21 protein-coding genes, 1 tRNA gene, 1 other RNA gene and 1 pseudogene are annotated in these 26317 nt (G+C 37.7%); 3 read left to right on the top strand and 21 right to left on the bottom strand.

Translation table 11 applies throughout. The annotated features are described in order from the left end of the window. Window positions 1-156: 156 nt before the first annotated feature. Both ACR65M_RS20290 and ACR65M_RS20295 read right to left on the bottom strand, forming a co-directional pair. On the bottom strand, window positions 157-2922 hold the full coding sequence (locus ACR65M_RS20290; protein ID WP_440274235.1) for a TnsB C-terminal domain-containing protein: 2766 nt from the start codon (window positions 2920-2922) through the stop codon (window positions 157-159). A gap of 36 nt (window positions 2923-2958) precedes the next feature. Further along, a complete protein-coding gene (locus tag ACR65M_RS20295) occupies window positions 2959-4281 on the bottom strand; it encodes a TniQ family protein (RefSeq protein WP_440274236.1) in 1323 nt (440 codons plus the stop codon). Between the two features lie 181 nt (window positions 4282-4462). Here ACR65M_RS20295 and ACR65M_RS20300 point away from each other — a divergent pair, with 181 nt between their 5' ends. After that, window positions 4463-4915: a helix-turn-helix domain-containing protein gene (locus ACR65M_RS20300; protein ID WP_440274237.1), complete on the top strand. Its 453-nt coding sequence runs from the start codon at window positions 4463-4465 to the stop codon at window positions 4913-4915. A 568-nt stretch (window positions 4916-5483) separates the two neighbouring features. Here the strand turns inward: ACR65M_RS20300 and ssrA are convergent. The 13 genes from ssrA to rpoN all read right to left on the bottom strand — a co-directional run bounded on the left by ssrA (window position 5484) and on the right by rpoN (window position 20919). Further along, window positions 5484-5822: a transfer-messenger RNA gene (gene ssrA / locus ACR65M_RS20305) on the bottom strand. 474 nt (window positions 5823-6296) lie between these two features. Next, window positions 6297-6764, bottom strand: coding sequence for an SsrA-binding protein SmpB (gene smpB, locus ACR65M_RS20310; protein WP_099361583.1), 468 nt, complete (start codon window positions 6762-6764; stop codon window positions 6297-6299). A gap of 244 nt (window positions 6765-7008) precedes the next feature. Then, on the bottom strand, window positions 7009-9348 hold the full coding sequence (gene rnr, locus ACR65M_RS20315) for a ribonuclease R (RefSeq protein WP_440274238.1): 2340 nt from the start codon (window positions 9346-9348) through the stop codon (window positions 7009-7011). 14 nt (window positions 9349-9362) lie between these two features. Then, the gene (locus ACR65M_RS20320) at window positions 9363-10103 is read right to left on the bottom strand and encodes an alpha/beta hydrolase (protein ID WP_440274239.1); all 741 of its coding nucleotides are present in this window, start codon (window positions 10101-10103) and stop codon (window positions 9363-9365) included. A gap of 376 nt (window positions 10104-10479) precedes the next feature. Beyond that, window positions 10480-10713 carry a preprotein translocase subunit SecG gene (secG, locus tag ACR65M_RS20325; RefSeq protein WP_121446491.1) on the bottom strand — a complete coding sequence of 78 codons (234 nt, stop codon included), beginning with the start codon at window positions 10711-10713 and terminating at the stop codon, window positions 10480-10482. An 899-nt stretch (window positions 10714-11612) separates the two neighbouring features. After that, a complete protein-coding gene (gene eno, locus ACR65M_RS20330) occupies window positions 11613-12905 on the bottom strand; it encodes a phosphopyruvate hydratase (protein ID WP_099352520.1) in 1293 nt (430 codons plus the stop codon). A 70-nt stretch (window positions 12906-12975) separates the two neighbouring features. Beyond that, the gene (gpmI, locus tag ACR65M_RS20335) at window positions 12976-14511 is read right to left on the bottom strand and encodes a 2,3-bisphosphoglycerate-independent phosphoglycerate mutase (protein WP_440274240.1); all 1536 of its coding nucleotides are present in this window, start codon (window positions 14509-14511) and stop codon (window positions 12976-12978) included. Then, window positions 14511-15272 (bottom strand): triose-phosphate isomerase, encoded by a 762-nt coding sequence (gene tpiA, locus ACR65M_RS20340; protein WP_440274241.1) that lies wholly within the window; start codon window positions 15270-15272, stop codon window positions 14511-14513. The genes gpmI and tpiA overlap by 1 nt, the downstream gene beginning before the upstream one ends. A gap of 167 nt (window positions 15273-15439) precedes the next feature. Beyond that, window positions 15440-16624: a phosphoglycerate kinase gene (locus ACR65M_RS20345; RefSeq protein ID WP_440274242.1), complete on the bottom strand. Its 1185-nt coding sequence runs from the start codon at window positions 16622-16624 to the stop codon at window positions 15440-15442. A 343-nt stretch (window positions 16625-16967) separates the two neighbouring features. Then, on the bottom strand, window positions 16968-17975 hold the full coding sequence (gene gap, locus ACR65M_RS20350; protein WP_440274243.1) for a type I glyceraldehyde-3-phosphate dehydrogenase: 1008 nt from the start codon (window positions 17973-17975) through the stop codon (window positions 16968-16970). A 57-nt stretch (window positions 17976-18032) separates the two neighbouring features. Further along, the gene (locus tag ACR65M_RS20355) at window positions 18033-19052 is read right to left on the bottom strand and encodes a sugar-binding transcriptional regulator (protein ID WP_341330360.1); all 1020 of its coding nucleotides are present in this window, start codon (window positions 19050-19052) and stop codon (window positions 18033-18035) included. Window positions 19053-19346: 294 nt separating this feature from the next. Next, window positions 19347-19589 carry a glutaredoxin family protein gene (locus tag ACR65M_RS20360; protein WP_341333489.1) on the bottom strand — a complete coding sequence of 81 codons (243 nt, stop codon included), beginning with the start codon at window positions 19587-19589 and terminating at the stop codon, window positions 19347-19349. Between the two features lie 25 nt (window positions 19590-19614). Continuing rightward, window positions 19615-20919 carry an RNA polymerase factor sigma-54 gene (rpoN, locus tag ACR65M_RS20365; protein WP_341333488.1) on the bottom strand — a complete coding sequence of 435 codons (1305 nt, stop codon included), beginning with the start codon at window positions 20917-20919 and terminating at the stop codon, window positions 19615-19617. Window positions 20920-21118: 199 nt separating this feature from the next. On the opposite strand from rpoN, the gene ACR65M_RS20370 reads away from it, so the two are divergent. Beyond that, the gene (locus ACR65M_RS20370) at window positions 21119-21295 is read left to right on the top strand and encodes a hypothetical protein (RefSeq protein ID WP_440274244.1); all 177 of its coding nucleotides are present in this window, start codon (window positions 21119-21121) and stop codon (window positions 21293-21295) included. A gap of 288 nt (window positions 21296-21583) precedes the next feature. Here ACR65M_RS20370 and ACR65M_RS20375 read toward each other — a convergent pair. Beyond that, window positions 21584-21655: transfer RNA gene (locus ACR65M_RS20375), tRNA-Arg, on the bottom strand. Window positions 21656-21914: 259 nt separating this feature from the next. Between ACR65M_RS20375 and clpP the strand changes: the two genes are divergently transcribed. Beyond that, entirely contained in the window at window positions 21915-22505 is a 591-nt protein-coding gene (clpP, locus tag ACR65M_RS20380; protein WP_341330358.1) for an ATP-dependent Clp endopeptidase proteolytic subunit ClpP, read from the top strand. Between the two features lie 44 nt (window positions 22506-22549). Here the strand turns inward: clpP and ACR65M_RS20385 are convergent, their stop codons facing one another. The 5 genes and pseudogenes from ACR65M_RS20385 to ACR65M_RS20405 all read right to left on the bottom strand — a co-directional run. After that, window positions 22550-22807, bottom strand: a complete 258-nt coding sequence (locus ACR65M_RS20385) for an HPr family phosphocarrier protein (protein WP_121446327.1) — start codon at window positions 22805-22807, stop codon at window positions 22550-22552. A 147-nt stretch (window positions 22808-22954) separates the two neighbouring features. Beyond that, window positions 22955-23896 (bottom strand): DNA-binding protein WhiA, encoded by a 942-nt coding sequence (whiA, locus tag ACR65M_RS20390; protein WP_121446328.1) that lies wholly within the window; start codon window positions 23894-23896, stop codon window positions 22955-22957. 39 nt (window positions 23897-23935) lie between these two features. Then, a complete protein-coding gene (mgfK, locus tag ACR65M_RS20395) occupies window positions 23936-24910 on the bottom strand; it encodes a gluconeogenesis morphogenetic factor MgfK (RefSeq protein ID WP_440274245.1) in 975 nt (324 codons plus the stop codon). Next, complete coding sequence (gene rapZ, locus ACR65M_RS20400) at window positions 24910-25800, bottom strand: RNase adapter RapZ (RefSeq protein WP_121446330.1); 891 nt, start codon at window positions 25798-25800, stop codon at window positions 24910-24912. The genes mgfK and rapZ overlap by 1 nt, the downstream gene beginning before the upstream one ends. Before the next feature lie 200 nt (window positions 25801-26000). Then, window positions 26001-26243: pseudogene (locus ACR65M_RS20405) on the bottom strand (NUDIX hydrolase); the annotation flags it as partial. Window positions 26244-26317 lie beyond the last annotated feature (74 nt).

Here is a 26317-nt window from a genome sequence, read left to right on the forward strand (position 1 = left end):
TTTAAACTTTTTTATGAAGGCTACCAAGCGAAAGCGCGGTAGAAAAATCTGTGTCTATTTTCTTGACATAGTATCAAATAGTATAGTCCTCAAAATATTTGTGTCTAACTTTCAAAGGTTGTTCTAAAAGTTCTTCTGGAAATCTCCGGACCATTACTATAACTCCTTATAATCTTTAAAAGAATTTTGTTCTTCCATTTCCTCAAGTATATTTAGATACGAATGATTTTTTTGTTTGTCAACGAGTACAAGGTTAGTGTCAGGTTTCTCAGATTTGGTCTTAGAAGTGTTATTAGATTTAGTTTTATTAGATTTAGTTTTATCAGTTTCTTTATTGTTAGTTTTTCCACCTGTAATTACATATAGAGATTTCTTAACTGCATTGTCCTTTAGATGTTGAATTTTTAAAAGTTCATACGCTTCTGCACTTTCCAAAAACTCAACAATTTGAGAACTAGAGATATCTTTCTTTAATCCAAATATTTTCTTCTTTTTACGTATTTCGGCAGTTACTAACTTCAATTCTTTTTCAGTCCGATTTGCTAAATTTATATAATGTTCTGAAGTCAATTCTACCCAATAGTTCTTCACATAGGCATAGGCAATCCCAATATTAAATGGATCATACCTTACTGGAACGTTTGTACCTTCTATTTCAGGATGTAAAAGAATCTCCGCAAAATAATAAAAATAATTTATTTTAACACCTTGTCCTGGAATAACCTTTGCAGTTCCTTTTTTTGTCGATGGTAAAGTTAGCATTTTAAATGTTTCATCATTTTTAATAAATGTCTTTTTACGCTCCCCAGTTTTCGCAATTCTCTTAATAAATGTTTCCCTCGGGCTATCCATAAGTGTACTGTGTTCAGCGCTATCGTATACCTCGTAGTACCATTCTTCTAACATTAAATTTAAGTCCTCTAATGTCCAAACTGCATGAATCTTTGGATTAACCTCTTTTGTAACTTGTCTAAAGTTTTTCATTACTTTTGTATTACCTAACAAATTATGAATAAATACTTCATTAGTAACACCAAAATGCCTCTCACAAACATTACCGAAACGTGGTTTGGCCCCAGGTCTTACTTTTTTTCCTTTACCATATCTTGCAATTAAAGTATCAAAATATACACTTTGAAAATCGGTACCTCCATCTACAATTATAGTATCCGGTAATCTTGAGTATCTTTTTACACACTCTCTCATTACCATCATATTAGATCTATAACTCGGTGGATCGAATGTTAAATAAAATGCTAAAATTCTTCTTGAAAATGCATCAATCATTATAGTAATGCATGGCTTTCCAAGATTTTCTCCAGTTTCGGAACAAATTAATTCTATATCCAATACTGTGTGGTCAATATGACAAATTTCAAAAGGTCGATCTCCATGTCTTGGTGTAGTCATTCTTAGCTCCAAATAAACAGGTTCTGTTTTATATGCTGATTTTGAACCTTCCCTTTTCTTTGTTTGGATATGAATAGGACGATTTTTAACCCTCTTTAAAAAAGTATTAAAGCTTGGTATTTCATAACCCTTCTTTTTACATGCGTTTTTAAAAGAGTTATAAACTGTATGAGCATTTTTCTGAATGATAGTTTCGAAATCATCCAAAATATAATGATCCATTAATTCATATATTTCTTCTTGAAATCTAGAAGTTCTATTTCCTTGATTTTTTCTATTTGAGATTAGGCCTACATATCCATGTCCATAAATTTTTTCGGCATCACGAAATTTTTTCATCCAGTCTCTGATTGTTCTTTCCTTTGGTTCAAAATCAGAGTAAGTTCCTCCATTTAACATTCCTTGGACAACAAAATACTTTCGATTTGCGTCTGCTAAGTCTCTTTCATCTGCACTTCTAATAATATTATTAACTTCCTTATCTTTATCAGATTCAATATATGTATTGATTCCCTTTATGGAACCCTCCTTAATTAAGTTCTCAAAAACAGTTTTTGGAAGGCTGGTTATTTCTTCATAATTATTTAAGAGAGATACTTCACTTTCTCCAATGTTCAAAATAGTGCAAACCACACCATCCCAATTAACCTTATTTCCTATTTGAATATCAACAGTACTTGGCTCTAGCAACAATGGTTTATAGGACTTTTCTAAATTTCTGTATGCCTCAAAAGTATTCTTGTTTAGAAAAACAGGAAACTTATCAAAATCAATTATTAAGTAGTTATTAATGTCTGCATAAACTTCATCTATTGCAATTAATGTATAAATATCGTCTGCTGTATAAGTAGACTGATCATTAAGAAGATCTTCTAACATAGTTGCTGGCTTATTTTGTAATATTTTTTTAATTATCAAAGTAGACTCAGTTGATACAGATGGATTTTCATCTAAAAGATAATCCTCTAAAAACCTTATATTTCTTTGAAAAATCCAATTGATTTCCTTTGATGATCTTATTCTGAAAGAAAGTCCAAACTGTTTTGCATACTCCTCTGCTGGAGGACACCTCCACCTTCCATCTTCATCTTTACAATATCGATTTGGATTTTTTTGAGATAATTCAATTAATTTTTCTTCTGTTTTCCACTCTTCCCAACCTATCCAGTCATCTTCAATAGTAAAGAAATCAGGGGTGTACATATGACCAACTGATTTTTTCTTGGAACCATCTGGCATATCATATTTTATTTTAAAAGAATGGGGTTGATCATAATATTCTATAACTTTTGGGTCATGCTCTTTCTCGTATATGCCTGCCAATTCTAATTTGTGGCTTTCAAACTGAATAGTAACTCCCATTTTTTTACTAGGGTAGAATCCTCGAACATTCTTTCCATTACTTCTAACTTTTCTTGATGGTTCTGAACTTCTGATATTCTGTATGATTTTTAATGCATCCTGAGTAATATGTTTTCCTTTAATCCATTTACTAAAGTCTTTTTCGTTCAAGAATTACCCTCCTCAAGTTATGAATAAAGCTAACAGTTAATCATAAGTTTGTTTTAGTTCACCCCAAGTTTCTCTAATGAAACTTTCTTTTAGCAAAAGGTTTCCCCCAAGTTCTTTTTCAACAACTCTTCTACTTGGGTAAATGTTTCTCTCTTTGAGCTTCTCAAAAGTTTCAACCAATTTTTGTTTTGTTCTTTCTTGTCTTTCGATTTTTTTCGATACAATATTGTTCTGGTAATTCTCCACAATTTTTTTAGATTCGATTGGGTGCATCCTTGATAGTAGTCTACGGTCGCAGCCAATCATTTTTGCTATTTGGGACAAAGAATTGCATTCAGGGTTATTGATTTCGTTAAGTAAAATCTTTTTAATTTTTTCATGGTCAAATCGCTTCCTTTCATTTAATGAACAGGTCATATCTTCCTGTTTTATATTATTAATATTTAATGAATCAATTAGTTTCATTTCAAAGAAATCCATAATATCAATTTCAAGCTTATTGCAAATGGAATTTAGAATTGAAAATTGTGGTATATTTTCCCCTTTAAGCCAATATCGAAAAGTACTATAAGGAATTTCAGCAAATCGAGAAAAGGCTTTAATATTTCCATTAAACACTGAATGTAAATAATATTTTAAAGATATAGATACCATATCCTGATTAAAATGAAATTCACTTTCTGTTAAAGTAGTAACTTCTAGAATTTTCCCGATGTTTATTTCAATACTTTTAGATAACTGATGGGTAATACTATGGCTAATTTCCCCCTCATTTCCTAACCAGCTTCTGCAATTATCGCAATAACCAGGTTTAGAATTTCTTGATAGAGGGTTCATTTTTATTTCACATTTTTCACATGATGTATGTAAAGGAATATTGTGTTTTAAACAATTCTTGCTCTCCTTAAAACACCAGATAAGCGGTTCATATATTTGTTGTCCGGTCGCAAATAATTCATCGAAGCAATAAGGACACCACTTTTTCTTTATGTCCAGCAAATTTCTGGTTGAGGTAATACTAGCCCAGGATAAAAGTGTTAACATTTTTAAATTACTTCTACTTGTTAAATTCTCAATTACTTCCACAAAATCACTTGCCAGTGTTCCAATTCCATTTACTCCACTAGATGAATCATAAAATCCATTTCCTCCCCTACTTCCAATAGCAGTTATATAATACTTATCCAAATAGAGAGCAAGAAGTTTTGATAAGAGTACACCAGTAAAAACACAATGATAATCTGCTAAACGAGAAATATAGCTTGTTAAAGATTCAACATATGGTGTACCTAATCCAATAGGTTCAATACTAAATAGTTTGCTTCTTGGTAGAAATCCATTATTTTCTAATTCGTTCATTCTAAAACACCCTCTTTCTTAAGGGGTAAAATTTCCATTAAATAGAAGTTTTATTCGAGGGTGTTTTATATTTTTTTAGTACAACAACGACAATATTTGTCGTTTCACGACAAATATATATTTTTTTTACACTAAAGTCAAGATTAGATACAATAATAAAAGAGAGGATGGTGTTTTCAATATGGATTTTGGGAATTTAGTCCGTAGATTAAGAAAGGAAAGATCCTTAACTTTAAAACAAGTCGAAGAATTAACCGGAATAAGTTTCTCACAACTTGGTAAGATTGAAAGAGGTGTTCATAAGCCAAGTCAAGATACTATGGATAAACTTAATCAATTTTTTAAAATATATGAATTTATTGGTGATGAAATTAAGGGGAACTACCTCAAATATGAGTCGCCAATTAATGCTATTACAAGAGTAGAGGTGTTTGTAAGAGATGCCTTTTTATGTCAAATGTGTGGTGGGAAAAAACCAGAGAAAAGTCTTAATGTTTATCATATAACCCCTATAGAGTTAGGTGGAAGTTCAGCTGAAGAGAATCTTATAACACTATGTAATGATTGTTTTAGTGGTAGACAGGAATTTATTAAAAAATATGGAATTGATCAGGACCCCCTTAAACAAATATGAAAACTTCGAGAGTGAACTTGAAGAGTACCTAATGTTCAAATAACTTAATATTTAAGGGCTTCACTCAAAACTGTTTAATAAAAAACCTCTTATCTGTTTAAAACATATAGCAACGATTTCATTTCATAAAAAAACTGTAAGCATTGCTGCTTACAGTTCCTAGAGTATTGAAGCATATTTTTGCCTAATGATTATTGAAGCATTTCATTGCCAAACCGGCAAAATTATGTTTCAAATCACAATTTCGTATTTAACCACCAAGTATATGTATTTGGTGGAGACGGTGGGACGTGCTATTCCATGCTTTCGTCATGGCACTGACTATATCTTGAACCTGAAGAAGTTATCAGGTCCTCCGGCGTATTATGCGAAATATAATTTGTACCTAGTCAGGTAGGATTTCGCATCCTAGTACTACCATGATTCATGGCAGCCTATAAGTCGATACACGGCTGATAGATTACTCTACATACCGCTCGGCATTGCCTTATCGCATCAAGTACGACTTAGGTTTCACCGATAAAGCCGGATTATCACTTATGTGTTACCACATAAGGCGACTAATTACTAATCGAACCCACGTCCAAAGATATTGGCACTTAAGCTTCTACGAGTGTAGTCGATATATTAGCATTTCGCTAACTTTTCAGCCTATCGACAGGCTTCCAAGCAGCTAGTCTGGTTGTTCTCTTCCTTCGTCCTCAGACGGCGAACTCCGGCGTAGCCCACTTAAAGTGAGTCCCTGACCCTACCACATGGGCGATGGAGGGAGGAACCGCTATAGACTGTTATTAAGCAGCTAAAGCGAAGTTGTTGTTTTCTTTGCCAGTTATAGGCGTTGACGTTTTAACGAGGCCGATCCCCTCGACTCGCAACTTAAGCTCAAACTACCCCTGTCGAATCCGTAGCGTCCCCATATGTCGAATGATAAGCGGTGAATCTCTTCGTCAGCTTGCTCGTTCAAATCCTCACGTATGTCTAATACGCTCCGGTTCTCACTCACTTCGCTTCCTTGACCTTCTTGCTTCTAATTCGCCAAACATTCTTAAATGATAATGATGAACTTAATCACCAGTTATCTGGGTGTTTCGGATGAAGTGTTTTTGCTTTCGTTGACTATTCAATTGTCAACCACATGTCTTATTATAGCACATGTACTTACAATTTCAATTGTAAGTTATTGTAAGTTACGTGAATCAAATACACATCGGTGTATTTGCGCCCTGATTTTTTTCGAGCACGCTCGAAAAATTACATTTAAAAAATCTGTGGCATCCGCCGGAGGCTAACTTTATTCAGTTATGCCGTAACTTTGATTATTCGTTAAACTTTTGATTCATCTATCAATAAATTAGAGTTTGTAAACTACTGCTGAATAAAGTTACATCTTTTGTCGTTCTCTGAAAGCACGTTCGATGTCACGTTTCGCTTCTTTTTTCTTCAGATCTTCACGTTTGTCGTACTTTTTCTTACCTTTACCAAGACCTAATAAAAGCTTTGCATACCCATTTTTTAAATAGATTTTAATTGGAACAAGCGCATAGCCTTCTTCCTTTGTAAGACCAATTAGTTTGTTAATCTCTTTTTTATGAAGTAGAAGCTTACGTGTACGCAGCGGTTCATGATTATATCGGTTACCTTGCTCATAAGGGCTAATATGCATGTTGTACAGGAATACTTCACCGTTATGAACACGGGCATATGAATCCTTCAAATTGGCTCTGCCATTTCGAAGAGACTTAATTTCTGTCCCTTGAAGAACAATTCCTGTTTCATAGGTTTCTTCAATAAAATAATCATGATTGGCTTTTTTGTTTTGTGCGATTACCTTGCCTGCACCTTTTGGCATATTGATTTCCCCCTTAACACGGTACCTTATATTTTAACAAAAATTGGACAACATCACAAGGCAAGGGCTCGACTCAATAACATAAAATAATTCATGGACCCACACCCCTGAGTCTGTTGCTTACTAATTGCCTTTTTAGCATAGAAATACATCCATGCCATGAATCCACCACCTATTAAATTAAACAAACACTATTCAAAAGCCCAGCATAAAAAAGCACTCCACACTTGTGGAGTACTTTAGGTTATCTTCTCTTCTTGCGTTTCTTATTTTTCTGAGAAGGTACATTATCAAAATTCTTCTTTTTCTTACGTGGTTTGCGAGTTGACCATTCGCCATCGTTATTACGGTCGCTCTTCTTGTCATCATTCGAACTAGATCGACCTCTTCTTTTTTCGGATTTAATAATCGTAGGTTGTTCCTTCGAAAACTTGCGACGGCTTCCTTTCATGCCGACAACCTCAAAGTCAACAGAACGCTCATCCTTATTTACGTTGATAACACGAACCGTAATTTCATCACCTATGCGGAATACATTCCCGGTCCGTTCTCCAATCATCGCGTAACTTCTTTCGTCATACCGGTAATAGTCATCTGTTAAATAACTTACGTGAACGAGTCCTTCAATTGTATTTGGAAGCTCAACAAACATTCCAAAGTTTGTAACAGAACTTATGATGCCATCGTATTCCTCACCGATTTTATCCATCATGTACTCTGCTTTTTTCATGCTATCTGTTTCACGTTCAGCTTCAACTGCACGACGTTCCATATTGGAGGAATGCTCAGCAATATCCGGAAGTTTTTCCTTCCATTTATCCTGAGTGGCATTGTCTAGCTTTCCTTGAATTAAATAGGTACGGATCAATCGATGAACGATTAAGTCTGGATAACGTCGAATTGGCGACGTGAAATGTGTATAAAAATCAGTTGATAATCCAAAGTGACCCACGCTTTCTGGATCGTATTTTGCTTGTTTCATTGAACGCAACATGACGGTTGAAACAACCATTTCCTCAGGTTTACCCTGAACTGCTTCAATGACTTCCTGTAATGCACGAGGATGAATTGAATTTCCAGCTCCTCTTACAAGATAGCCAAAGTTCGTAATGAATTCTAAGAAACGTCTTAACTTCTCTTCATTAGGATCCTCGTGAATTCGGTAAATAAACGGCACATTCATCCAATGGAAATGCTCAGCAACTGTTTCGTTTGCAAGTAGCATGAACTCTTCAATTAATCGTTCACCCACGGAACGCTCCCTTAAGACGACATCATATGGTGCGCCTTCTTCGTTCACAAGAACCTTTGCTTCTTTAAAATCAAAGTCAATCGCGCCACGTTTCATTCGTTTTTCACGAAGAATTGTAGCAAGTTGTTCCATATCTTCAAACATAGGAACGAGTGGCTCATAACGTGTTCTTAGTTCTTCGTCTTTGTCTACAAGAATGCTGTTTACATCCGAATACGTCATCCGTTCCGTCGTTTTAATAACACTTTGGAAAATATCATGTTTAACAACAGCACCGTTTTGGTCAACCTCCATCTCACATGATAATGTTAGACGATCAACCTTTGGATTTAATGAACAAATCCCATTGGATAAACGATGTGGAATCATCGGAATCACGCGATCGACAAGATAAATACTAGTTCCGCGGTCACTCGCTTCCTTATCAATAGGCGAACCTTCTGTTACATAATGGGTAACGTCAGCAATATGCACACCTAGCTTGTAATTGCCATTCTCAAGCTTTGTAACTGTTACAGCGTCATCTAAGTCTTTAGCATCGGCACCATCGATAGTAACTATAACTTCATTTCGTAAATCGCGTCGATCTTCGAGATCTTTTGGATCGATCGTATCTGGTGTATTGTTTGCCTGTTCTAATACATCCCTTGGAAATTCCTGTGGAAGGCCATGCTTATGAATAACCGAAAGAATATCGATTCCAGGGTCATTTTTATGACCTAAAATTTCAACTACTTCTCCTTCCGCACTCATTCTCCCTTCAGGATATGTGACAAGCTTGACGACAACCTTATGTCCCTCAATTGCACCATGTGATGCCTGCTTCGGAATGAAGATGTCATTGGCAATTTTTTTATCATCAGGAATAACGAATCCAAAGCTTTTACTTTCCGTATATGTACCTACAATTGTTTTCACGCCGCGTTCAATAATCCGAACAACGGTGCCTTCTTTGCGTTGACCAGAAGACTCCGTGCTTATTCGAACAAGAACGGTATCACCATGCATTGCATTCTTTAATTCATTTGGTGGAATAAATACATCATCCATTGTCTTATCTTCCGGCATCACAAATGCAAAACCTTTCGCATGCCCAGTAAGAGTTCCTCTAACAAGGTTCATTTTTTCCGGAAGACCGTAGCGATTACTTCGAGTTCGAACGACTAAGCCCTGTTCTTCCATTACCACAAGAGCTTTGACAAAGTCCTTAAAATCCTCCGAACCTTTAATTCCGAAAGCCTCCTCAAGTTCCTGAACAGTTAATGGCTTGTAGGCTTCTTCCTTCATAAAGTCCAATAATTGATTAATATGTTTTTGGATATCTTGTTCCATTTTTTTCCCTCCCGTTACCAATCTAACTGCTCTAAAAATGCATACACATCCTCATGCAGTTGGTCACGTTCTTTGTCTAGGGTAATGACATGTCCTGACTCTTCGTACCATTTAATCTTTTTAAAATCATTTTCAACTGCTTCATATATAATATTCGCACTATCAGGATTTATCATTTTGTCATGACGAGCCTGTGCAACAAAAGTAGGCGAATAAATCATATCGACATTATCCCGCACTTCTGCGATTAGGTTTTGCAATGCTTTTAACGTATTCATCGGGGTCTTCTTAAATTCTTCAATTTCTTGCTCGATTTGTTCAGGTGATTTCCCTTCAAATCGCTTATATTCCCGTGCATACTCAACAACACCCTCATACATGACCTCTTCGCTTTTTAAATACATAGGCGCACACATCGTCACTATCCCTTTTATAGGTACAGTGTATCCCAATTTTAACGAAAATACCCCACCAAGTGACAATCCTGCAACAGCAATATTTTCGTAGCCTTTGTCTTTTAAAAACTGATAGCCATTCATGACGTCCTTCCACCAATCCTCGTGACCGGTATGGACTAATTCTTCCGGTGGAACACCATGTCCTTTGTATATGGGTGCATGACAGGTATAGCCTCTATTTTCAAGGAAACGGCCGAGCATTCGAACATCTGCCGAATTTCCTGTAAAACCATGTAGTAATAAAACAGCCTTTTCTCCACCTTCAAATAGGAAAGGTTGAGGTAGTTTGATCTTCATTATGTATAACTCCTTTATGATGGTATTCAAAAATTCGCCAAATGATAAGCTGCGAATCTCTGCAAGATTTTAACCAAAGATGGAACGAGTACCATGTATATGTGCTTGCGTCTACTCGTTCATTCTAGAATGTAAATTCCTCAGCACAAGGCTGCATGGAAGAATATTCTATGTAGTCGCCTCACTCCGGTCCTCAAGCAGCTAGTTCCTTGACCTTCTTGCTTCTGATTCGTCGAATTTTTGAATTATTATTTTTCGACATCCAATATGTTTATTTTGCGCATTTTTTCGGTATTCTACTATCGTACATGAAAGACCTTTTTATACGCAATAAAAAAGGCTAGACATCTACTGTCTAACCTACTTTTGAATAGTTTTATAGTTCAAAGTATGATACTGCAATTGTAAGAACAAAGAATAATACCGCTAAGACAACTGTAATTCGGTGTAAAACTGCGTCAAGTCCACGAGCCTTTTGCTTTCCGAATAACTGCTCAGCACCACCAGAGATAGCGCCAGATAGACCTGCGCTTTTACCGGATTGTAATAAGACCACTACGATCAACGCGATACATACGATTACTAATAATGTAACAAATACTCCATGCAACATATAAAACTACACCTCCTGAACGAGAACGCATATGACGTTAGTATAAATGTACCATAAAAATACAAAGTGGACAATACTGCATTTTCTGACTTTACATTTTTTTCAAACCTAATATATGGAACTACAATATGTCGTAGTTTTTTCCAAGGATTCACTTCATGATTTGGGCTGTTAACGTCCATATTAAGGTTGACTACCTTGAAAGGGATGATGATAAGTGATCAATTGGGATTTTGATGAAATGGTAAAAGAACAGAAAAAACACAAAGCGAATTATTTAGGTGAGAATACACAGCAAGATAAGCAAAAGAAGCAGCAGCCGAAGAAAGAAAAGTAGTTAGAAGTCGTGCTCCATGTTTTGAGGAGATTCTTCATCTTTATTCGTGCTTAACGAGTGCGAATCTGGGTATTTTTAGGAAAATGCAGTCTTCTTTATGTTCTTTGCGGGTACGAATCTGGAAAGTTCTAGGAAACACCGGTCCTCTTTATGTTCTTTGCGGGTACGAGTCTGGAAAGTTCTAGGAAACACTGATCCTCTTTATGTTCTTTGCGGGTTCGAGTCTGGAAGGTTCTAGGAAACACCGATCCTCTTTATGTTCTTTGCGGGTTCGAGTCTGGAAGGTTCTAGGAAACATCGGTCCTCTTTATGTTCTTTGCGGGTACGAATCTGGAAAGTTCTAGGAAACACTGATCCTCTTTATGTTCTTTGCGGGTTCGAGTCTGGAAGGTTCTAGGAAACACCGGTCCTCTTTATGTTCTTTGCGGGCACTAATCTGGAAAGTTCTAGGATAATCCATACCTCTTTACGCTCTCAGGGTTGTGTGTTTAACCGCGAAACCACAATTCAGCAAAAAAAAACGACAAGCCACTAAGCTTGTCGTTTTCCTTTTATGAGATTAACCTCTTAGGTTGTAGAAAGATGCTAATCCGTTGTATTGAGCTGTTTCTCCAAGATTGTCTTCAATACGTAGTAATTGGTTGTATTTCGCAACACGGTCAGTACGTGATGGAGCACCAGTCTTGATTTGGCCAGCGTTTGTAGCAACTGCGATGTCAGCGATTGTGCTGTCTTCTGTTTCACCAGAACGGTGAGAGATAACTGCAGTGTAGCCTGCGCGTTTTGCCATTTCGATTGCATCAAATGTTTCAGTTAATGTACCGATTTGGTTTACTTTGATAAGGATTGAGTTACCTACGCCTCTTTCAATACCTTCAGAAAGTTTCTTTGTATTTGTAACAAATAGATCGTCACCAACTAGCTGAACTTTTTTACCTAGGCGCTCAGTTAGAAGCTTGTGACCTTCCCAGTCGTTCTCGTCTAAACCATCTTCAATAGAGATGATTGGGTATTTTGAAACAAGATCTTCGTAGAATGCAACCATTTCTTCAGAAGAAAGAACTTTACCTTCCCCTTTAAGATGGTATTTACCGTCTTCTTTGTTGTAGAACTCAGAAGATGCTGCATCCATTGCAAGACGTACTTGCTCGCCTGGCTTGTAACCAGCTTTTTCAATTGCTTCTACGATTGTTTGTAGAGCTTCTTCGTTTGAACCAAGGTTTGGAGCAAATCCACCTTCATCACCAACAGCTGTGTTTAAGCCTTTTGCTTGTAAAACTGCTTTTAGGTTGTGGAAAATTTCTGCGCCCATGCGAAGTGCTTCTTTGAAGCTTTCTGCACCAACAGGCATAACCATGAATTCTTGAATGTCAACGTTGTTATCCGCATGCTCTCCACCGTTGATGATGTTCATCATTGGTACTGGAAGAGTTTTTGAGTTGAAGCCACCAAGGTATTGGTATAAAGGAATTTCAAGGAAGTCAGCTGCTGCACGAGCCGCTGCCATAGATACACCAAGAATTGCGTTTGCACCTAATTTACCTTTGTTTTCTGTGCCATCAAGCTCAATTAATGCACGGTCGATTGCAACTTGGTCAGTTACGTCGAAACCGATGATTTCTGCAGCAATGATTTCATTAACATTGTTAACAGCTGTTTGTACACCTTTTCCAAGGTAACGGCTCTTATCGCCATCACGAAGCTCAACTGCTTCATATTCACCAGTTGAAGCACCACTTGGTACTAAAGCACGGCCAAATGCGCCGGACTCAGTATATACTTCAACTTCAACTGTAGGATTTCCACGAGAATCTAATACTTCACGAGCGTATACATCTATGATAATTGACATAATAAAATCTCTCCTTTTCGATTAAAAAATAGTTTATTAGGTCGTTCTTTTAAAAATGAATCAGTTACTTTTATTTCTTAAGTAAGCTGTTTCCAGTCATTTCAGCTGATTTTTGAATACCTAGTAGGTCAAGCATGGTTGGTGCTAAGTCTCCTAGGATTCCGTCTTCTCGTAATGCAAAACCTTCTTTTGTTACAATCACAGGTACTGGATTCGTAGTATGTGCAGTCATTGGATTGCCTTCAAGGGTAACAACCTCATCAGAGTTACCATGGTCAGCTGTGATGATGGCTGCTCCACCTTTAGCAACAATGGCATCAACTACTTCTCCTAAGCACTCATCTACTACTTCAATAGCTTTAATCGTTGGCTCAAGTAAGCCTGAGTGTCCAACCATATCTGGGTTTGCAAAGTTTAAGATAATTGCATCATGCTTATCATCTGCAATTTCTTGTAAAAGTGCATCCCTTACCTCATAAGCACTCATTTCTGGCTTAAGGTCATAGGTTGCCACTTTTGGTGAGTTAATTAAAATACGAGTTTCACCAGGGAATTCCTTTTCACGTCCACCACTCATAAAGAAAGTAACGTGAGGATATTTTTCAGTTTCCGCAATGCGAAGCTGTTTTAAACCATTTTGTGAAAGTACTTCCCCTAAAGTGTTATCGAGATTCGTTGGCTTGAATGCCACGTATCCATCTACACTTTCACTGAAGTGAGTTAAGCACACAAAGAATAGCTTGTTTGGATGCTTTGGTCCACGATCAAATGAACGGAAGTCTTCATTTGTAAACGTATTTGAAATTTGGATGGCACGGTCTGGTCTAAAATTATAAAAGATCACCGCATCATTGTCTTGAATCGTTGCAACTGGTGAACCATCTTCTTTTACAATGACAGATGGTAGAACGAATTCATCGTAAATGCCATTTGCATAGGAATCATCGACAAGTTCAAATGCATTTTTATATGTTGGACCTTCTCCGTAAACCATTGAACGGTATGACTTTTCAACGCGCTCCCAACGTTTGTCACGGTCCATTGAATAATAACGGCCAGACAAGGTTGCGATTTCACCAACACCGTATTCTTTTATTTTTTCATCAAGCTGTTCTAGATATATTCTCGCGGTTTGAGGACCCACGTCTCTTCCATCTAAAAAGCCATGAATATATACTTTTTCAACGCCTTCTGATGCAGCAAGTCGTAACAATGCAAATAGATGATCAATGTGACTATGTACACCGCCATCTGATAATAAACCGAATAGGTGGAGGGCAGTTCCATTTTCCTTTACATGTTTCATCGCATCAAGGAATGTTTCGTTTTGCTCAAATTCATGATCGCGAATCGCAACATTAACACGAGTTAAGCTTTGGTAAACAACTCGGCCTGCACCGATATTTAAGTGTCCTACCTCTGAATTCCCCATTTGGCCTTCTGGTAAACCAACAGCCTCGCCACTTGCCTGTAAAGTAGCGTGTGGGTATTGGTTCCAAAAACGATCAAAATTTGGTTTGTTTGCTTGAGCAACTGCATTTCCTTTTACTTCATCGCGAAAAGCAAAACCATCTAAAATGATTAGTGCAACTGGAGATTTACTCATTACTTCTGCGCCTCCAAAAGCTTAACAAAAGAGGAAGCATCAAGACTAGCTCCACCAACTAGAGCACCATCAATATCTGGTTGTGCCATGTATTCTTTAATGTTTTCTGGTTTAACACTTCCGCCGTATTGAATGCGAACAGCATCTGCTACATCAGCAGAGAATTGTTCAGCTACTACTTTACGGATATGTGCACAAACTTCGTTAGCATCTTCTGCTGAAGAAGATTTACCTGTTCCGATTGCCCAGATTGGTTCATAGGCAATGACAACTTCTTTCGCTTGTTCAGCTGTAAGACCTGCTAATGCCTTTTGAATTTGTGTTCCAACTAAGTCATTTGTTTGGCCTGCTTCACGTTGCTCTAATGTTTCACCACAGCATACGATTGGAACTAATCCATGAGCAAATGCTGCAAGTGTTTTTTGATTCACTGTCTCATCAGTTTCAGCGAACATTTCACGGCGCTCAGAGTGACCAAGGATGACATAGTCAACACCTAGATCCTTTAAAGCTACAGGGCTGATTTCTCCTGTAAATGCTCCGCTTTCTTCAAAGTGCATATTTTGCGCACCAATTTTAAGGTCATAGTTTCCTGCTTTTACGTTTGCAACTAGGCGCTCTAAAAATAGTGCTGGCGCACAAACAACAGAATCAACCTTTTCTGGTGATGGAATTAGACCATTAATTTCTTCTACAAAATGAACTGCTTCAGAAAGAACCTTATTCATTTTCCAGTTTCCTGCAATGATTGGCTTTCTCATGTTCACCATCCCTTTCGATTAGAAAAGTGCACGGCGCACAGTCTTAGGTAACAAGCATAAGACGAGCGCTGACAGAAGGTGTCTTTTTACCTTCCGAAGCGATTGGCTTAGACCCGAGAGCCGAAGCGCCTGGAACTAGACATTGAAAACTAGTTGCACTTATTTTTTTATTTATCGTTAAGTAGTACGACTCCTGGAAGCTCTTTACCTTCCATAAATTCTAGCGATGCTCCACCACCAGTTGAAATGTGGCTCATTTTATCAGCTAGGCCGAATTTCTCAACTGCTGCTGCAGAGTCACCGCCACCAATAATTGAGTATGTATCAGTAGCATCAGCTAGTGCTTGACCAACGGCTTTTGTTCCGTTAGCGAATGCATCTAATTCAAATACACCCATTGGTCCGTTCCAAATGACAAGTTTAGAGTTTAGGATAACATCTCTGTAAAGTTCAGCTGTTTTTGGTCCAATATCAAGTGCTTCCCAATCGCTAGGAATCTCTTCGATTGAAACAATTTTAGTGTTAGCATCATTTGAGAAGTCGTCTGCAACTTTTACATCAACAGGCATATAGAAATTAACGCCTTTTTCTTTTGCTTTGTTCATGAATTGGGTAGCAAGATCAATCTTATCTTCCTCTAAAAGTGATTTACCGATTTCGTGACCTTGAGCTTTTACGAATGTATAAGCAAGTCCTCCACCAATGATTAAGTTATCTACTTTTTCTAGGAGGTTTTCGATAACACCAATTTTGTCCTTAACTTTCGCACCACCAATAATTGCAGTGAAAGGACGCTCTGGGTTAGAAAGTGCTTTACCCAATACTTCGATTTCTTTTTCCATTAAGAAACCTGCTACTGCTGGTATGTGTTCAGCGATCCCAGCTGTTGAAGCATGTGCACGGTGAGCGGCACCGAATGCGTCATTTACATACACATCAGCAAGTGATGCAAAATGTTTTGCTAGCTCTGGATCATTCTTTTCTTCTCCAGGGTAAAAACGAACGTTTTCAAGTAAAAGAACATCGCCTTCGTTCATCTCTGAGATGGTTTGTTCAACCTCTGGACCGTATGCTTCATTTGTTTTGCGAACTTCGATACCTAAATGTTCGCCTAAACGCTTAGCAACTGGATCTAAACGAAGCTCATCCACAGCTTTACCTTTCGGACGACCAAGGTGACTCGCTAAAATGACCTTTGCCCCTTCTTTACGAAGGTACTCAATTGTTGGTAATGCTGCACGAATACGAGTCTCATCAGTTACCTGACCATCTTGCATTGGAACGTTAAAATCAACTCGACAAAAAACTCGCTTGCCTTTTACATCCATATCTCTAACTGATTTCTTATTCACAGGGAAGGCCTCCGTTCTATGTAATATTGGTAAAAAACATGTGCCCTAAGCACAAAGTATCCTAGCGGTAATTAGCATCTCATATAGACATCAAAAAGGGAAGGGAACATTCCCTTCCCTTCACAAGTTCTATTATAGTGGTTGTTGCTTTAGTTTAAAAGAACAATGTGTTTTACTAATTGACTAATATGACATACTAATCAAACGGTTAACTTAATCAAATACGCCTCGGCGTATTTGCGCCCTATTTTTTTCGAGCACGCTCGAAAAGTTACCATTAAAAAATCGTGGCATCCGCCGGAGGCTTAATTTTATTCAGGAGGGGTACTCCTGCTGAATAAAATTACAGACCCTTTGATGCGATGTAATCTACAAGGTCAACTACACGGTGAGAGTAACCACTTTCGTTGTCATACCAAGAGATAACTTTTACCATGCTGCCTTCCATAACCATTGTTGAAAGAGCATCGATAGTTGAAGAATTTGAATTTCCGTTGTAGTCACTTGAAACAAGTGGCTCTTCACTGTAACCCATAATTCCGTTTAATTCATTTTCAGAAGCTTTGCGTAATGCAGCATTTACTTCCTCAACAGTTACGTCTTTTTCTAACTCAGCTACTAAGTCTACAAGAGACACGTTTGGAGTTGGAACACGCATTGCTCCACCGTTTAATTTACCTTTTAATTCAGGTAATACTAGAGAAACAGCTTTTGCAGCACCAGTAGATGTTGGGATAATGTTTTCAGCTGCTGCACGAGCACGACGGTAATCCTTATGTGGTAAGTCAAGGATTTGTTGGTCATTTGTGTAAGAGTGAACAGTTGTCATCATACCACGCTTAATTCCAAAGTTTTCATTTAGAACTTTAGCAAATGGAGCTAAACAGTTTGTTGTACAAGAAGCATTAGAAATTACGTCATGGCTTGCTGCATCGTACTTATCTTCGTTAACACCCATAACGATAGTAATATCTTCATCAGTTGCAGGAGCAGAAATGATAACTTTCTTTGCACCAGCTTCAATATGTTTTGCTGCATCAGAACGCTTAGTGAAACGACCAGTTGATTCAATAACTACCTCAACTCCAAGGTCTCCCCAACCAAGTTGAGCTGGGTCGCGCTCAGCTTTAACTAAGATCTCTTTTCCATTAACAACAAGGTTGTTTCCATTAACAGATACTTCTGCATTAAGAACACCATGAACTGTATCATACTTTAATAGATGTGCTAACATATTTGCATCTGTTAAATCGTTTACTGCTACTACTTCAACATTTGGATTTTTTAGAGCCGCACGTAATACGTTACGACCAATACGTCCAAAACCATTAATACCAACTTTTACTGCCATTTTTGATTTCCTCCTTTTGTATGTGAAACCTAAAAAAATATTATTTAAGAGGTTGATTTACCCCTTTATTAACTCTTTCGCTGCACCTTCATCTGTTATTAACAGTGTCTCAGGCGCCTGCTTTAAGTATGCTTGAATGGCTGTTGCCTTCGAAGCTCCACCAGCTACGGCAATCACATCGTGAATTGCGTTCAGACCTTCTAGCTGGATGCCAATTGTTTGAACCCGATGGACCACTTTCCCATCTTCGTCAAAATAATACCCAAAAGCCTCTGCGACTGCATGAGATTCAATGATTTTTTTCATGTCCTCTTCATCTGTTTTACGCCGCTTAGCCATTGTAATAGCGTCTCCTATTCCGTGAACGACCATACTTGACGATTTAATCAAATTCAGGACATCCCGAATCGATGGTTCGGCCACAAAGGATTGATACGCTTCATTGCTCACAACATCAGGTACATGGAGGAGACGGTAATCACCAGAAGCTTTTTCGGCCATCTTTGCGCAAATGGTATTTGCTTGATTTTCTACTCGTTCTCCTAGTCCACCTCTTGCTGGAACAAATAATATACTTCGCCCTTTCGAATCTGGGGTCATCATTTCTGCGACCTCAACGAGGGTTGTACCACCAGTAACTGCGACGATATTTTCTCCAGAAAGCCTTTGTTTTATTCTTGAAACGCAAGCTCTCCCCATTTCTTTTTTCACCCAAGGAGTTGTGTCACTATCGCCAGAAACGACAATTACACCTTTTATCTTTAACTTTTCCTTAAGCTGTGATTCTAAAACCCGTAAACCTAAAACTTCCTTCATGACATCCTCAAGGTCCTTTAATAGTTCAGCACCCTCACTTGTTAAGCTCATTCCAGCCGTACTAAAGTCAACAAGGTTTTGTTCTTTTAAAAATTGAACTTCACCACGGAGGACACGTTCGCTATGACCAAGACTCGTAGAAAGATTCCTTCTTCCAATCGGCTGCATAAGTCGTATGTATTTGAGGATCTCATGGCGTTTCTGCATAACCTCTAGTAAATCAGGTAATAATTTTTGTTGTACCTCAATAATCGAACTCATTTATTCATTTCCCCTTTTTACTATAAGGGACTGTTTTTGTCCCGCTGTGACATATTATGTCCCGCTTACAGTAAAAAAAAACAACTCGTTAAATCAAATACGCCTTGGCGTATTTGCGCCCAGATTTTTTCGTGCTTGCTCGAAAAATTTCCTTTGAAAATCTGTGGCATCCGCCGGAGGCATACTTTATTCAGTATTGAATAAAGTTTGTATATCGCCGTGTTACATTTTCTATAGTACCAGTACTTTTAAAAGAATGCAATAAATAAACTGCCTATTTTTTAGGCAGTCAGATTATTTTAAATATTTACTTAGATACTCTTGAATGACTTCTTTATGGATAATCCCATACTCCACTTCGTTTCCGTCAATTTCGATAACCGGAATCATGATTTGATATTTTTCAAGAAGTTCATCATCTTTATAAATATCAACCTCATTGAGTTCTAATGGAAATTCCTCACTTAATTCCTCGATAACCCGCCTCGCTTTTGTACAAAGGGAGCAATTATCTTTTGAATACATGGTGACTTGAATGCGTCTCAACTGTTACACTTCCAATCTACTTGCTGTATCTTTTTCGCTTCGATGAAGATGGTATATTTAATTGATCACGGTATTTTGCAATTGTTCTTCTGGACACAAGAATACCATGCTCCTCCTTAAGTATACTGACAATATCCTGGTCTGACAAAGGCTTTTGTTTATTTTCCTCATCAATCAACTCTTTTAAAACGTTCTTAACCTGAGTTGATGACGTGTCGGTTGAACCCGTTGTCTGGATGTTGCGACTAAAGAAATATTTCATTTCGAAGATACCAAATGGAGTTTGCACAAATTTATCTTTTACTGCACGGCTTACAGTTGATTCATGAATGTCTAAACTTTGTGCAACATCACTCATTATAAGCGGTTTTAGATGAGCTGGTCCTTTTAGAAAAAAGTCCAGTTGGCGATTGATGATTTCGTTCATGACATTTTGTAAGGTGAGTTTTCTCTGCTCCAAACTTCTCATAATCCATTGGCACTGGTCCACTTTTTCTTGAAGATAGGATTTAGTTTTTGAATCTTTTTCTTGTATGAAATGTTGGTAATACTGAAGATTCAACGAAACCTTTGGTAAATATGAATCGTGCATGTTCATGATGACAGCACCATTTTCAACTTGAATATCAAAGTCAGGAACAATATATTGTGCTTCTCCTCCATGAAAAGCTGCACCTGGTCTCGGCTGAAGAGTTTGGATAAAGTCAAAAATCTGTTGAATATCAAAGAGCTTTACATCAAGTTGCTTTGCGATTTCCTTCCAGGACTTTTCTGCGAATTCTTCAAAATAGTCCTGAATAATTGTTTCAGCAAGACTATTCCGCTTTGGCAATTTCCTGAGTTGTAGAAGTAGGCATTCCTGTAAGGACCTTGCCCCTACCCCAATCGGATCTAGACTTTGAATATAGTGAATTGCACTTTCGATGGTTTCTGTATCGGTATTAAGGTCCTTTGCAATCTCCTCCTCCGGAAAATACAGATAACCGTTGCTATCCAAAAGTTGAATTATATACTCCATCGTTCGCTTTTTTTCGGTGTTCACTTTCATATATGAAAGTTGTGTAAGCAAATGTTCATAAAGGGTTGTTTCTTTTTTTCCAATATAGTCAATCGGATTTGTATAGGATTCATTTTTGACCTTTGATTTCATTACTCTATTAAAATCCGTTTGTTTTACTTCTATTAGGGGATTTTCTAATGTTTGCTCTTCTAGAAATTTAGTCAGATCCAAAGAAGAGTATTGTAAAAGAGTTATAGCTTGAGTTAGCTCCTTTGTCATGACTAGCTTTAATGATTGCTGTTGAAAAAGTCCAGTTTGCATATTCACTCTCGTTTTCCCCCTTCCCCTGAGTTGTATTAAATGGAAGCGTTTACTTTTCTTATTGTAATGAACAACCTCATTTTATCGAAGAGGTTCTATCGCTAATTTTAGCTTACTTCTATGGTATCGAAAAAGTTAAATTTTAGCACGCATTTTTATTCATTTTTTGAAAGAATCTACTTTAAAGAGGTGATTTGAATTGAAAAAAAATGAGATTATGTATACCGGCCCGGTGACGGGGACTTTGGATGAAGCAAAAAAAGCGAAAAACAACGAAGAGTTCGCAATTGAATTTGATCCCATTCAAACAATGTGGGCTGTGAACCCAGTTGACGAGGATGTGTACGAAGGAACATTAGGGTATAAGGATAATTAGCGATTTGGAGTTGGAATTTTGGCGACGTGATGGGCGGGGGATATCTATGCCAACGTAGTCTGATTGTTTGCTGATGAGGGTATGATTCGCGTTTACATTACCTTTTAGGTTGATTTCTGACTTGTAAGGGTACGATTAGCACGATTGTGTTCCCTTTTGGCTCGATTTCCGGCTCGTAAGGGTACGATTCATGCGTTTGTGTCCCCCCTCAACTATTTTACGAAAAAAGGTACCAATACCATAATACGCAAAAAGGACCAGATTTTACTCTGGTCCTTTCTTCATTAGCGCCCTCGGCAGGATTCGAACCCACGATAAGAGAACCGGAATCTCTTGTGCTATCCACTACACTACGAGGGCATGTCTGAATAGAAACTGCACTCATCATTATAGGCTAGAACGCATTTGATTGCAAGATGTATGTTTTAAAACACTCCAATTCGGTTATGATGGTATACGTATCAAATTTAGTTTTTTTCACATCGATAAAGGTATGTCATAAATGTTTGTAGAATAAGATAAGTTAGTAAAGCGAATTGTTTGACCTTTACTGACCTTAATTGTATGATGGAAATACATAGTAGTAAAGTTTTTAATTTGTTTTGAAGGAGGAAGTTAAATGAATTTAATCCCTACAGTTATTGAGCAAACAAACCGTGGAGAACGCGCCTATGATATTTACTCACGTTTATTAAAAGACCGTATTATCATGCTTGGAAGTGCCATTGATGATAATGTTGCTAACTCAATTGTGTCTCAGTTATTGTTCTTAGCAGCTGAGGATCCTGAAAAAGATATTTCTTTATACATTAACAGCCCTGGTGGTTCGATTACAGCTGGTATGGCTATTTATGACACAATGCAGTTCATTAAGCCAAAGGTTTCTACAATCTGTATTGGTATGGCTGCTTCTATGGGTGCTTTCTTACTTGCTGCTGGTGAAAAAGGCAAGCGTTTTGCGCTTCCTAACAGTGAAGTTATGATTCACCAACCACTTGGTGGAGCACAAGGGCAAGCAACTGAAATCGAAATTGCGGCTAAGCGTATCTTATTCCTACGTGATAAGCTAAACAAAATTTTAGCTGAGCGTACTGGTCAACCACTAGAAATTATTGAAAAAGACACTGACCGCGATAACTTCATGACTGCTGAAAAAGCAATGGAATACGGATTAATCGACAAGGTTATGTTCCCACAAGACAATAAATAAGAAATAATAAAAATCCTCTCACATCTAATCGTGAGAGGATTTTTTTATGCTTCTTTTTGAACAAATTCAGTTAATGCTTCAACCGCTGCTTCTTCATCATTTCCATCAGCAATTAATGTAACTGTTGTACCGCTGCCAACTGCTAAGCTCATTAGACCCATGATACTTTTTGCATTTACCTTTTTTCCATCTTTCTCTAAAAAGATATCTGCAGAAAATTTATTTGCTTCCTGAACAAACATCGCTGCAGGACGTGCTTGTAACCCCGTTCTTAAAGCAACCTCAACTTGTCTTTCCACCATTCGTTTCTTCCTCCTCAAATTTTTCTGTACATTCTTAAGTTGTGTTTTTTTTTAGTATTTCCTATTAATACGTAGGTTGAGCTCTAAAGGTTTCATATTTTATTTAAAAATGATAACGCTTTATTTTTCTCCAAGTGAGCAATGTGCTCACTTTATAGATTGGCCCGCTCGTAGCTTATCAGCAATTTCATCGATTTTTCGAAGTCGGTGATTAATGCCCGACTTACTAATCTGGCCTGATGTTACCATTTCGCCTAACTCTTTAAGTGTGACATCCTGATAGGCGACGCGAAGCTCCGCAATTTCTCTTAATTTATCGGGTAGAATGCCTAGGCCGACTGTTTCTTCAATGTATCGAATGTTTTCCACCTGACGAATCGATGCCCCAATAGTTTTATTAAGGTTAGCTGTTTCACAATTGACGAGGCGGTTCACCGAATTTCTCATGTCACGGACAATTCGAACATCCTCGAAACGAAGCAATGCCTGATGCGCACCAATGACATTTAGGAACTCTGTGATTTTTTCTGCTTCTTTTAAGTAGGTGATAAAACCTTTTTTTCGTTCTAACGTTTTAGCGTTGAGATCAAAAACGTTCATCAATTCACAAAGTGAGTCATTGTGTTCTTTATATAATGAAAAAATCTCAAGATGGTACGAGGATGTTTCTGGGTTATTAACAGAGCCACCTGCTAAAAAAGCTCCGCGTAAATAGGAGCGTTTGCAGCACTTCTTCGCTACTAATTCCGAAGAAATTTCCTGCCTTAATGAAAAGCCTTCAAAAATCTTCAAGTCTTCTAATATTTCCTTTGCATCCTCAATAAGGCGAACAAGATATACATTGTTCTTCTTAAGTCTCATTTTCTTTCGAACAAGGAGCTCTACTCCTACATTATAGCATTTTTTCAGAAGTGTATAAATTCTTCTCGCAATCGCGGCGTTTTCCGTTTGGATGTCAACCACCATTTTTTGGTTAGAGAAGGAAAGTGCGCCATTCATTCGGATCAAAGCTGAAAGCTCGGCTTTTGCGCAGCAGTCTTTGATGTCTAAATTTGTAAGTTCTTTTTTCGTCTCTGATGCAAATGACACAGTTCCACCTCCCTTTTTTTAAAAGTGGGTGATTTACCCTCAATCACCCTTTTTATTTTTAATGAGCAAATCGTATAACAGGTTTGCTACTTTTGTAGTGTCGTGTCTGATAACTCCATTATCGTATGAAATAATTTTATCATGGATGATAGCTAAACCTAAAGCAGAAAGCCTTTCAGTGTCGTAAACTACAGGTTTTGCTAGCTCTTTTGCATATTTTTCTTTTATATTCTCAGGAATCTCTCCATTATTGACAAGAACAGTATCAATGAAATTGACGCCCATATGATCGTACAAAGCTTGAACATGGTCGCTAGCTGTAAAATTCAACGTTTCCCCAGCCTGTGTCATTACATTACATATATAAACTTTTTTTGCTTTCGATTTTAAAACCTCTTCACCGATTTTGGGTACAAGTAAATTCGGTAAAATACTGGTGTAGAGGCTACCAGGACCAATGATAATCATATCTGCCTGTTGTATTTTTTCAATCGATTCTTGTAGAGGTTCTACATCACTAGGTGTTAAAAATACACGCTTTATTTTTTTCCCCGAATATGGAATCTTGGATTCTCCTGAAACAACAGTACCATCCTCCATTTCAGCATGTAGAATGACGCTTTTATTTGCCGCCGGAAGGACCTTTCCTCTTACATTGAGGACTTTACTCATTTCACCAACTGCGTGAACAAAATCCCCGGTAATTGTAGTCATTGCCGCAAGAATCAAGTTCCCCAGGGAATGACCTGATAATCCATTCCCACCGGCAAACCGATGTTGAAATAAATCTTCAATTAGTGGCTCCACATCTGACAACGCAGCTAATACGTTTCGAATATCACCAGGCGGTGGGATATCCATCTCATCTCGAAGACGACCAGAAGAACCCCCGTCATCTGCAACCGTCACAATTGCCGTGATATCAACAGGTAGATATTTTAACCCTCGTAAAAGTACAGAAAGACCTGTTCCCCCACCAACGATGACAATCTTAGGTTGTTTTGGCTTGGTCATTACTTTTTGTCCTTTCTCTTCTCAATATCGCGGTGAGAAACATGGGTCTGATATTCATCCTTGAAATGATTTGCGATATATTCGGCAAGCGTAACAGAACGATGCTGTCCACCTGTGCAACCAATTCCAATAACAAGCTGACTTTTACCTTCCCGTTTGTATTGAGGAAGCATAAATGCAAGCAAGTCGGTTACCTTTTCAATAAACTTCTGTGTTTCGGTCCATTTTAATACATAACCTGAAACATCATCTTCAAGTCCAGTTTTCGGTCTCATCGTTTCGATATAGTGTGGATTTGGAAGAAAACGCACATCAAACACGAGGTCAGCGTCAATAGGAATACCATATTTAAAACCAAATGACATTACGTTGACTGTAAAGGTAGGTCTTGATTCGGATGCAAATTGCTTTAAGATTTTCTCGCGTAATTCTCTTGGTTTTAACTCAGAAGTATCATAAATGTATTGTGCTCTTCCCTTAAGTTCATCAAGAATTTCGCGCTCTGCCTGTATCCCTTCCAATGGAGAACCAGTCGGAGCAAGAGGATGAGAACGTCTTGTTTCCTTATACCGAGTAACAAGAGTCGTATCCTTTGCGTCAAGGAATAAGATTTGCGGAGAAATCCATGAGACTTCTGAGAGCTCGTCAAGTGATGCAAAAAGGCTATCGAAAAACTCACGGCCCCGTAAGTCCATGACGAGTGCAACTTTATTCATTTTTCCGCCAGATTCTTTCATCAACTCTAGAAACTTTGGAAGCAAAGTTGGGGGTAGGTTATCTACGCAAAAATACCCTAAATCTTCAAAACTTTGAATGGCAACCGTTTTTCCGGCACCTGACATTCCAGTTATTATTACTAATTGTATTTCACTTGTTGAACCAACACTCATTGTTTTGCCTCCCTAATATAAATGCGCCTTGGCGTATTTGCACTCAGATTTTCTATATCCACACGAGGGTTTACAAAGACGTTGTCACAGAATGTGGCGTTCTTAATGTCTTATGCTTGAAATTTTTCTCTAAAAAATCTGAGGCATCCGCCAGACGCACTAACTTTATGCAGTCTGTGCTTGAATCTCGACTGAATAAATTAGCTTGGATCTAATCGATAAGATAGTAATTGAAAATCGGGTGTATATGTAAATGTCCCATATATGACCCCAGAACCTTTAAGTACATAATCTAAAATATGATAATCACCTGGTGCCATCGGCAGATTGGGTATGTCCCCGATGTCTTGCCATTTCAGGATTCCCTCTTCAGATTCATCAACATTTTCCCCTTCAAAATCATTAGCTAAGAAAGAAAACATCATCCATTCAGAGGTTACCTTTGGACTAACCTAAAATAGTGAGACAATATAAAACACCTCCAAAATGGCAATACTTGAGATAAGTATTGTGACAT

This window comes from Ferdinandcohnia sp. SAFN-114, from assembly GCF_059415045.1.

What these genes read in the sequence shown, in the direction of transcription:
- ACR65M_RS20295 (WP_440274236.1), bottom strand. Translation starts at nt 4,281, where the DNA reads ATGAACGAATTAGAAAATAATGGATTTCTACCAAGAAGCAAACTATTT.
- ACR65M_RS20300 (WP_440274237.1), top strand. Translation starts at nt 4,463, where the DNA reads ATGGATTTTGGGAATTTAGTCCGTAGATTAAGAAAGGAAAGATCCTTA.
- smpB (WP_099361583.1), bottom strand. Translation starts at nt 6,764, where the DNA reads ATGCCAAAAGGTGCAGGCAAGGTAATCGCACAAAACAAAAAAGCCAAT.
- rnr (WP_440274238.1), bottom strand. Translation starts at nt 9,348, where the DNA reads ATGGAACAAGATATCCAAAAACATATTAATCAATTATTGGACTTTATG.
- ACR65M_RS20320 (WP_440274239.1), bottom strand. Translation starts at nt 10,103, where the DNA reads ATGAAGATCAAACTACCTCAACCTTTCCTATTTGAAGGTGGAGAAAAG.
- eno (WP_099352520.1), bottom strand. Translation starts at nt 12,905, where the DNA reads ATGTCAATTATCATAGATGTATACGCTCGTGAAGTATTAGATTCTCGT.
- gpmI (WP_440274240.1), bottom strand. Translation starts at nt 14,511, where the DNA reads ATGAGTAAATCTCCAGTTGCACTAATCATTTTAGATGGTTTTGCTTTT.
- tpiA (WP_440274241.1), bottom strand. Translation starts at nt 15,272, where the DNA reads ATGAGAAAGCCAATCATTGCAGGAAACTGGAAAATGAATAAGGTTCTT.
- gap (WP_440274243.1), bottom strand. Translation starts at nt 17,975, where the DNA reads ATGGCAGTAAAAGTTGGTATTAATGGTTTTGGACGTATTGGTCGTAAC.
- ACR65M_RS20355 (WP_341330360.1), bottom strand. Translation starts at nt 19,052, where the DNA reads ATGAGTTCGATTATTGAGGTACAACAAAAATTATTACCTGATTTACTA.
- rpoN (WP_341333488.1), bottom strand. Translation starts at nt 20,919, where the DNA reads ATGCAAACTGGACTTTTTCAACAGCAATCATTAAAGCTAGTCATGACA.
- clpP (WP_341330358.1), top strand. Translation starts at nt 21,915, where the DNA reads ATGAATTTAATCCCTACAGTTATTGAGCAAACAAACCGTGGAGAACGC.
- ACR65M_RS20385 (WP_121446327.1), bottom strand. Translation starts at nt 22,807, where the DNA reads ATGGTGGAAAGACAAGTTGAGGTTGCTTTAAGAACGGGGTTACAAGCA.
- mgfK (WP_440274245.1), bottom strand. Translation starts at nt 24,910, where the DNA reads ATGACCAAGCCAAAACAACCTAAGATTGTCATCGTTGGTGGGGGAACA.
- rapZ (WP_121446330.1), bottom strand. Translation starts at nt 25,800, where the DNA reads ATGAGTGTTGGTTCAACAAGTGAAATACAATTAGTAATAATAACTGGA.